Genomic DNA, 9,312 nt, shown 5'->3' with positions numbered 1-9,312 from the left:
CCGTCCTGGCGGCCGGCATGATGGCGTTCGCCGGCTGCGCGGCCGCAGCATCCGAGCCGTCGTCCTCGTCGTCCGGCACCCAGAAGATCGTGCTCGGCGCCGATGACGCGACCGAGGCGCACTGGGGGATCCTCAAGGACAAGCTCGCCAAGGAGGGCATCGAGCTCGAGGTCCGCAACTTCACCGACGGCGTTCAGCTCAACAACGGCGTGAAGGACGGCGACCTCGACATCAACCTGTTCCAGCATCTGATCTTCCTGGCCCAGTACGACGTCGACAACAAGGCGGACCTCGTGCCGATCGGAGCGACCGCCGTCTACCCGCTGGCGCTCTACTCCGAGAAGTACTCCAGCGTCGACGACCTCCCCGAGGGCGCCACCGTGGCGCTGCCCAACAATCCCACCAACCTGGCGCGTGCTCTGCTGAACCTGCAGACGGCGGGCCTGCTCACCCTCAAGGACGGCGGCAACGCGCTGTCGACGCCGGCGGATGTCGTCACCTCCAAGATCGAGCTGAAGCCCGTCGACTCGAATCAGACGGTCACCGCGCTCAAGGACGGCAGCGCGCAGGCCGCCGTGGTGAACAACACCCAGGCGCAGCGCGGCGGTCTCGGCGACGACCGGATCATCTTCAAGGAGGACCTCGACGATCCGAAGCTCGCGCCGTACATCAACGCCTTCGTGGTCAAGGCCGATCGCAAGGACGACAAGGTCTGGCAGAAGATCATCGACGCCTACCACTCCACCGAGGTCGAGGCGTCAGTGACCGAGCTCAACCAGGGCAACCTCAAGTTCAAGGCCGAGTGGACCCCCGCGCAGCTGCAGGACGAGCTGGCCAGGCTCGAGGACGACATCCGGGCGCACAAGTGAGCTCGGTCATCAGCTTCGAGGGCGTGACCAAGGCCTTCCCCGGCCCGAAGCGCGCCCCCGAACTGGTGGCAGTCGACGATGTGAGCCTCGCAGTCCAGGCGGGCTCCATCGTCGGCGTCATCGGCTACTCCGGGGCCGGGAAGTCCACCCTTGTGCGCCTGATCAACGGGCTGGAGAAGCCGAGCAGCGGCAGCGTGAACGTGTTGGGGGTCGACGTCGGGACGGCGTCGCCCTCGGCGCTCCGCGCGCTGCGCGGCCGGATCGGGATGATCTTCCAGCAGTTCAACCTGTTCAACGCGCGCACCGTGCGCGGCAACGTCGGCTACCCGCTGAAGGTGGCCGGCTGGAAGCGGGCCGACATCGACCGCCGGGTCGACGAGCTGCTCGACTTCGTCGGCATCGGCGACAAGGCGTCACAGCATCCGCGCAGGCTCTCCGGCGGGCAGAAGCAGCGCGTGGGCATCGCCAGGGCGATCGCGACCGAGCCCGAGATCCTGCTGGCCGACGAGGCCACCAGCGCGCTGGACCCGCAGACCACGGCCGAGGTTCTCGCGCTTCTCAGGCGCATCAACCGGCAGCTCGGGGTGACGATCGTGGCGATCACCCATCAGATCTCGATCGTCCACGAGCTGTGCGACCAGGTGATCGTGATGGACGGCGGCAGGGTGGTGGACAGCGGCGAGACCTACCGCGTGTTCGCGCACCCCGAGGCCGCCCTCACCGAGAGGTTCGTCGCGGCGGTGACGCAGGGGCTCCCGGAGGGGGAGACCCTGCGTCACCGCTCTCCGGAGGCGGGGTGCTGCTGAGCGTGGACGTGAACGAGGTGACCACCGAGGACATCGCCGCCGTGCTGGACGCGCACGGTCTGCGCGGCACTGTCGTCTACGGCGGTGTCACCGACGTCCTCGGGCGCCAGCTGGGTACGCTGACCTACCGGATCAGGGCTGAGCAGGATGCCGTCCGGCGAGCCGCCGCCGAGCTCTCGCAGCGCACGAAGGCGACGATCTTCACGGGCACGGACGCGCCAGCGGCGGTGGGTCCGTGATCCGCGACGCCGCGAGCTGGGACTCGCTGACCCCGGTCATGCTGCAGTCCATCCAGGAGACGGTCTTCATGGTCGCGGTCACGCTGGTGATCGCCGGCGCGGCCGGCCTGATCGTCGGCGCGGTGCTGTACGCCACCAGGCCCGGGAACCTGTTCGCCAACCCCATCGTGTTCCAGACCCTCAACATCGTCATCAACCTGGTCCGGCCCATCCCGTTCATCATCTTCCTCACCGCGGTCGGGCCGCTCACCAAGGCGGTGGTCGGGACCACGCTCGGCACCACGGCGGCGATCGTGCCGATGGTGGTGATGGCCACCGTGGTCATCGCCCGCGTCGTCGAGCAGAACCTGGTCGCGGTCGATCCCGGGATCGTGGAGGCGGCCAGTGCGATCGGCGCCAGGCGGCTGAGCATCCTGTTCGGCGTGGTCATCCCCGAGGCGCTCGCCCCGCTCATCCTCGGCTACACCTTCATGTTCATCGCCGTGGTCGACATGTCGGCGATGGCCGGCTACATCGGGGGCGGAGGACTGGGCAACTTCGCGATCATCTACGGCTACCAGCAGTTCGACCAGGGTGCGACCTGGGTCACGGTGGCGATCATCGTCGTGATCGTGCAGGTGGGACAGTTCATCGGGAACCGCCTCGCCCAGCGCATCCTGCGCCGCTGACACATTCGAGTGGATGTATACGGAAGAAGGAACTTCGGCACAGCGGATGCCACAGTGATGCAGTTATGTATACACTAGCCGCATGCGGGCGAGTGAACAGGCATACCTGACGCTGCTGGAGGAGATCCAGTCCGGGGCTCTTCCCGCCGGCGCCGTGCTCGCCGAGGTCGAGCAGGCCGCGCGCCTCGGAGTCAGCCGCACGCCCCTGCGCGAGGCGCTGCGCCGGCTCGCCGCCGACGGACTGGCCGTGCAGCAGTCCCCGCGGGTCACGGTCGTCGCCGACCTGGATGCCGACGACATCCGCTCGCTCTTCGAGATCCGCCGTGCACTGGAGGAGACCGCCGCACGACTCGCCGCCCAGCGCGGCGACGCAGCTGCCTTCGCGGCGCTCGCCGCGGAGTTCGCGCGCGTCGACCTCGACGAGGGCGAGGGCCGGGACGCGTACTACGCGCTGATCTCACGCCTCGACGCCCAGGTCGACGCCTCCCACGGCAATGACTACCTCACCTCCGCCCTGCGGACCGTGCGCACGCACCTCGTGCGCGTGCGCCGCATGGCGCGGGACAAGCCCGAGCGCCTGGCGGCATCGGCATCCGAGCATCAGCTCATCGCCCGCGCCCTGGCATCCCGCGATGCCGAGCTCGCCGCCCACGCCACCCACGTGCACCTGCACAACGCCCTCGACAGCATCCTGACCTCGCTCGACAGCCCGAGCACACTCCCGGAAGGAACCCCATGACCGTCACCCATCACGTCCGCGTCTACCGCTCCGAAGAGGATCTGCCCCGCGAGGAGCAGCTGGCCTGGAAGATCGCGCAGGTCGCGGTCGACCCCGTCGAGGTCGAGCCCGAGGTCGTCGAGATGATCATCAACCGCATCATCGACAACGCGTCGGTCGCCGCGGCATCCCTCACCCGCGGCCCGATCGTCGCCGCCCGCGCCCAGGCGTTCAGCCACCCGGTCTCCACCGGCGGCAAGGGCTCCACCGTGTTCGGTGCGAAGCTCGACGAGCGCACCAGCCCCGAGTGGGCCGCGTGGGCCAACGGCGTCGCCGTGCGCGAGCTCGACTACCACGACACGTTCCTCGCGGCCGAGTACTCGCACCCGGGCGACAACATCCCGCCGATCCTCGCCGTCGCCCAGCACGCCGGCTGCGACGGACGTGCGCTGGTGCGCGGCATCGCGACCGGTTACGAGATCCAGGTCGACCTGGTGCGCGCCATCTCGCTGCACGCCCACAAGATCGACCACGTCGCCCACCTCGGCCCGTCGGCCGCCGCCGGCATCGGCACCATGCTGGGCCTGGATGCCGAGACCATCTACCAGGCCATCGGCCAGGCGCTGCACACCACCACCGCCACGCGGCAGAGCCGCAAGGGCGAGATCTCCACCTGGAAGGCGCACGCCCCGGCCTTCGCCGGGAAGATGGCCGTCGAGGCCGTCGACCGTGCGATGCGCGGCCAGACCAGCCCGTCGCCCATCTACGAGGGCGAGGACGGCGTGATCGCCTGGATGCTGGACGGCAAGGACGCCTCCTACGATGTGCCGCTGCCCGCCGCCGGCGAGGCCAAGCGCGGCATCCTGGAGACCTACACCAAGGAGCACTCCGCCGAGTACCAGGCGCAGGCGATCATCGATCTCGCCCGTCGCCTGGGCACGGCCCGTCCCGAGCTGCGCGACCCCGCGAACATCGCGAGCATCGTGCTGCACACCAGCCATCACACCCACAACGTGATCGGCTCGGGTGCCAACGACCCGCAGAAGTACGACCCGAAGGCGTCCCGCGAGACGCTGGACCACTCCGTGCCGTACATCTTCGCGGTCGCGCTGCAGGACGGCACCTGGCACCACGTCGACTCCTACCTGCCCGAGCGCGCGCAGCGCGAGGACACCGTCGCCCTGTGGCACAAGGTCACCACGGCCGAGGACCCGGAGTGGACCCGCCGGTACCACTCCATCGACCCGGCCGAGAAGGCGTTCGGCGGTCGCGTGGAGATCACGCTCACGAACGGCGAGACCGTCATCGACGAGATCGCCGTCGCCGACGCCCATCCGCTGGGCGCCCGTCCGTTCGGCCGTGAGCAGTACATCCGCAAGTTCCGCATCCTGGCCGACCCGGTGCTCGACGCCTCCGAGATCGAGCGCTTCCTGGAGCTGGTGCAGCGCCTGCCCGAGCTGACCGCCGCCGAGGTGGGGGAGCTGTCCATCATCGCGAAGCCCGGTGTCCTGGCATCCGCTCCCGAGGCTCCGAAGGGGCTCTTCTGATGCTGTACTCATCCACTCCGGCGCACGAGAAGCGCCGTCTGTTCCGCGAGCGGCTCGCGACCGGCGAGCTGCTGCGCTTCCCGGGCGCGTTCAACCCGCTGTCCGCCCGCCTCATCGAGCAGAAGGGCTTCGAGGGCGTCTACATCTCCGGTGCGGTGCTCTCCGCCGACCTGGGCCTGCCCGACATCGGCCTCACCACGCTCACCGAGGTGGCCGGCCGCGGTCAGCAGATCGCCAGGATGACCGACCTGCCGGCGATCCTCGACGCCGACACCGGGTTCGGCGAGCCGATGAACGTCGCCCGCACGATCCAGACTCTCGAGGATGCCGGCCTCGCCGGCGCCCACATCGAGGACCAGATCAATCCGAAGCGCTGCGGCCACCTCGACGGCAAGGCCGTGGTCGACGAGCAGACCGCCCTCAAGCGCATCCGCGCCGCCGTCGACGCCCGTCGGGACGAGAACTTCCTGATCATGGCGCGCACCGACATCGCCGCGGTGGAGGGGCTGTCGGCCGCGAAGGACCGCGCGAAGGCGCTGGTGGAAGCCGGCGCCGACGCGATCTTCCCCGAGGCGATGCGGTCGCTGGAGGAGTTCGCCGCGATCCGGGAAGCCGTTGACGTGCCGATCCTGGCGAACATGACCGAGTTCGGCAAGAGCGACCTGTTCTCGGTCGACCAGCTGCGCGACGTCGGCGTGAACATCGTCATCTGGCCGGTGTCGCTGCTGCGGATCGCGATGGGCGCGGCGGGTCGCGCACTCGATACGCTGAACGAGGAGGGGCACCTCACCTCCAAGCTCGGCGAGATGCAGCACCGCGCCGATCTGTATGACCTCATCGACTACGAGTCGTACAACCACTTCGACTCCGGCGTCTTCAACTTCACCATTGCGAAGGACTGAGTTCATGACCGAAGACATCAAGAAGGGCCTCGCCGGCGTCGTCGCCGATGTGACTGCGATCAGCAAGGTCAACCCCGAGACGAACAGCCTGCTCTACCGCGGATACCCCGTCCAGGAGCTGGCCGCCACCCAGCCGTTCGAGGCTGTCGCCTACCTGCTGTGGAACGGTGAGCTGCCGGATGCTGCGCAACTGGCGCAGTTCCGCGAGACCGAGCGGGCGCACCGAGCGCTCTCGCCGCGGGTGAAGGACGCCATCGACGCGCTGCCGCTGGACGCGCACCCGATGGACGAGGTGCGCACCGCGGTCAGCGTGATCGGCGCGATCGAGACCGCAGGCACCGGCAACGTGCTGGATGCGGTCGGCACGCCCGAGCAGAACCTGCAGCGCAGCCTGCAGCTGTTCGCCGTGCTGCCCGCGATCGTCGCCTACGGTCAGCGGCGCCGCCGCGGCCAGGCCCTGATCGAGTCGCGCGACGACCTCGACTACGCCGCCAACTTCCTGTGGCTCACCTTCGGCGAGGAGCCGGATGCCGTGGTCGTCGACGCCTTCAACCGCTCGATGATCCTGTACGCGGAGCACTCCTTCAACGCCTCCACGTTCACGGCCCGGGTGATCACCTCGACCCTCAGCGACCTGTACTCGGCCGTGGTCGGCGCGATCGGCGCGCTGAAGGGCCCGCTGCACGGCGGCGCCAACGAGGCGGTCATGCACATCTTCGACGAGATCGGCTCGGCTGATCAGGTGGTGCCGTGGCTGGAGCGGGCGCTCGCCGAGAAGCGCAAGATCATGGGCTTCGGACACCGGGTGTACAAGCGCGGCGACTCGCGCGTTCCTACCATGAAGGCCGCTCTGGACACGCTGGTCGAGCACTACGACCGCCCCGATGTCGCCGAGCTGTACGAGAAGCTCGAGAGCGAGTTCGTCGAGCGCAAGGGCATCTACCCCAATCTCGACTACCCGTCGGGTCCCGCGTACAACCTGATCGGCTACGACACGCTCACGTTCACCCCGCTGTTCATCGCGGCGCGCATCACCGGCTGGACCGCGCACATCCTCGAGCAGCAGGCGTCCAACGCGCTGATCCGACCGCTGTCGGCGTACAACGGCGTGGACGAGCGCCACATCGACAGCTACTCGCCCGACACCGCCGCGATCGAGGTGCAGGAGCGTCCCGAGGAGGCCGCGGGCTGACCGGCATCCGTCTCTCGGCCTCCCGGTGAGGCATCGCTTCGGGCACGAGGATCAGCGCTGCGGCGCGGACCTCGTGCCCGAAGTCGTCCGGGGTGACGGCGAAGAATGTTCACGTTATCATTCTGGTGACATCCGAGCAGGGGAGCCACCACGTGACCATCGATCCCGCCTTCGACATCGACCGCATCGCCGACCCGCGCTTCGTCTCGGAGAACCGCCTGCCGGCGCACTCCGATCACCGCTGGTTCCGCGACGCCGACGAGGTCGGCACCGGCGTCAGCTCCTTCGAGCAGTCCCTCAACGGGCGCTGGGCGTTCCACTGCGCACGCAATCAGCGGGAGGCGCCGTCGGACTTCGCCGACCCGGGGTACGACGTCTCGGCCTGGGACACGATCCGGGTGCCGTCGCACCTGCAGCTGGAGGGCTACGACCGCCCCCAGTACGTCAACGTGGGGTACGCGTGGGACGGTCAGGAGGACATCGTCCCCGGTCAGGTGCCCGAGCGCGACAACCCGATCGGATGCTATGTCCGCACGTTCACGCTGGACGCCCCGCTGCAGACCGGTGAGCGCCTGAGCGTGAGCTTCCACGGCGCCGAGAGCGCGATCGCGGTATGGCTGAACGGGCGGTACATCGGGTACAGCACCGACGGGTTCACGCCCGGGGAGTTCGACCTGACGGATGCCCTGATCGAGGGCGAGAACCGCCTCGCAGCGCAGGTCTTCACCTACAGCGCCGGATCGTGGCTGGAGGATCAGGACTTCTTCCGCTTCTCCGGCATCTTCCGCGACGTCGTGCTGTACCGCCGCCCCGCCGTGCACGCCGAGCACCTGCGCGTGCGGACCGTGGTGGCCGACGATCTGGCATCCGCCGACATCGAGCTGCACGTGGAGCTCGCGGGCGAAGGATCGGCCTCGGCGCGCATCGCCGAACTCGGCGAGCTGACCGCCCGCGGGGACGGCGCCCTGGTGCTGCACGTCGAGGATCCGCGTCTGTGGAGCCCGGAGGACCCGCACCTGCACGAGCTGATCATCGAGGTGCGGGATTCCGAGGGGGCCCTGACCGAGGTGATCCCGCAGCGCGTCGGCATCCGCCGCTTCGGAATCGAGAACGGCGTGCTCTCGCTCAACGGCGTGCGCGTCGTGTTCAACGGCATCAACCGTCACGAGTTCTCCCTGGCGGGCCGCGTCCCGTCGAGGGAGGTGACCGAGGCCGACATGCGGGTGCTGAAGGCTCACAACGTCAACGCCGTGCGCACCAGCCACTACCCGAACGACTCCATGTTCTACGAGCTGGCCGATGAGTACGGGCTGCTCGTCATCGACGAGATGAACATGGAGACGCACGGGCGCTGGACCGAGATCCGCCAGCGCGGCGCGGCGGAGGACATCGCCATCCCCGGCGACCACGACGAGTGGCGACCGGCGGCTCTGGACCGTGCGCGCAGCATGCTCGAGCGCGACCGCAACCACCCGAGCGTCGTGATCTGGTCGTGCGGCAACGAGTCGTACGGCGGCACGGTGCTGCGGGACGTGGCCGACTGGTTCCGCCAGGCGGATGACAGACCCGTCCACTACGAGGGCGTGACCTGGGATCCTCGCTACCCCGAGACCACCGACATCACGAGCCAGATGTACACGCCGGCCACCGCGGTGGAGCAGCAGCTGCGCGAGCACCGGGACAAGCCGTTCATCCTCTGCGAGTACGCGCACGCGATGGGCAACTCGTTCGGCGGGGTGGCGGAGTACGTCGACCTCGCATACCGCGACGAGCTGTTCCAGGGCGGGTTCATCTGGGACTTCGCAGACCAGGCGATCCGGATGCGGGACAGGTACGGCCACGAGTACTTCGGCTACGGCGGCGACAACGGCGAGGCCCCGCACGACCACGACTTCAGCGGGAACGGGATCGTCTTCGCCGACCGCACCCTCACGCCCAAGGCGCAGGAGATGAAGAAGCTGTACCAGCCCTTCGTCGTCGAGGTCTCGTCGGCCGAGGTCGCGATCACGAGCAGGATGCTGTTCACCTCGTCGTCGGCCTACGAGACGCGCGTGTCGATCGCTCGCGAGGGCACGGTGGTGGCCGCCGGCGTCATCGACACCGACGTCGCTCCCGGAGAGACCCGCTCGTACCGGCTGCCGGTGGACGTGCCGCGGATGCGGGGGGAGTACGCGATCGTCGTGTCGCTGCATCTGCGCATCGCGACGGCGTGGGCGCCGGCCGGGCACGAGGTGGCCTGGGGCGAGCACGTGGTCGCGGTCGGCGGGACGGCGCGGGCTGTCGTGGCCGCCCGACCCCAGGTCGTGGAGGGCACCCTGAGCATCGGCGTGCACGGCCCCGGGTTCCATGTGCTCTTCTCGCGGCTGTTCAA

The 9,312-nt window shown here is 68.9% G+C and carries 9 protein-coding genes; all 9 read left to right on the top strand.

The features are described from left to right. The first annotated feature begins 17 nt into the window (after positions 1-17). On the top strand, positions 18-869 hold the full coding sequence (locus BGN97_RS14300) for a MetQ/NlpA family ABC transporter substrate-binding protein (RefSeq protein ID WP_292702935.1): 852 nt from the start codon (positions 18-20) through the stop codon (positions 867-869). Then, a complete protein-coding gene (locus BGN97_RS14295; RefSeq protein WP_292702871.1) occupies positions 866-1,675 on the top strand; it encodes a methionine ABC transporter ATP-binding protein in 810 nt (269 codons plus the stop codon). Before BGN97_RS14300 ends, BGN97_RS14295 begins: the two co-directional genes overlap by 4 nt. After that, entirely contained in the window at positions 1,666-1,914 is a 249-nt protein-coding gene (locus BGN97_RS14290; RefSeq protein WP_292702868.1) for an NIL domain-containing protein, read from the top strand. The genes BGN97_RS14295 and BGN97_RS14290 overlap by 10 nt, the downstream gene beginning before the upstream one ends. 38 nt (positions 1,915-1,952) lie before the next feature. Next, entirely contained in the window at positions 1,953-2,582 is a 630-nt protein-coding gene (locus BGN97_RS14285; protein ID WP_292702931.1) for a methionine ABC transporter permease, read from the top strand. An 82-nt stretch (positions 2,583-2,664) separates the two neighbouring features. Next, positions 2,665-3,321: a GntR family transcriptional regulator gene (locus BGN97_RS14280; protein ID WP_292702865.1), complete on the top strand. Its 657-nt coding sequence runs from the start codon at positions 2,665-2,667 to the stop codon at positions 3,319-3,321. Then, complete coding sequence (locus BGN97_RS14275; RefSeq protein ID WP_292702862.1) at positions 3,318-4,847, top strand: MmgE/PrpD family protein; 1,530 nt, start codon at positions 3,318-3,320, stop codon at positions 4,845-4,847. Before BGN97_RS14280 ends, BGN97_RS14275 begins: the two co-directional genes overlap by 4 nt. Beyond that, positions 4,847-5,749 carry a methylisocitrate lyase gene (gene prpB, locus BGN97_RS14270; RefSeq protein WP_292702859.1) on the top strand — a complete coding sequence of 301 codons (903 nt, stop codon included), beginning with the start codon at positions 4,847-4,849 and terminating at the stop codon, positions 5,747-5,749. The genes BGN97_RS14275 and prpB overlap by 1 nt, the downstream gene beginning before the upstream one ends. Positions 5,750-5,753: 4 nt before the next feature. Further along, positions 5,754-6,941, top strand: a complete 1,188-nt coding sequence (locus BGN97_RS14265) for a bifunctional 2-methylcitrate synthase/citrate synthase (protein ID WP_292702856.1) — start codon at positions 5,754-5,756, stop codon at positions 6,939-6,941. Positions 6,942-7,093: 152 nt separating this feature from the next. Then, positions 7,094-9,312 (top strand): glycoside hydrolase family 2 TIM barrel-domain containing protein (locus BGN97_RS14260; protein WP_292702853.1); only part of this gene is annotated, 2,219 nt, incomplete at its 3' end.

The sequence above is a fragment of the Microbacterium sp. 69-10 genome, assembly GCF_001897945.1.
In the GTDB taxonomy this organism is placed as follows: Bacteria; Actinomycetota; Actinomycetes; order Actinomycetales; family Microbacteriaceae; genus Microbacterium.
This window is presented reverse-complemented; position numbering and strand designations above follow the sequence as displayed.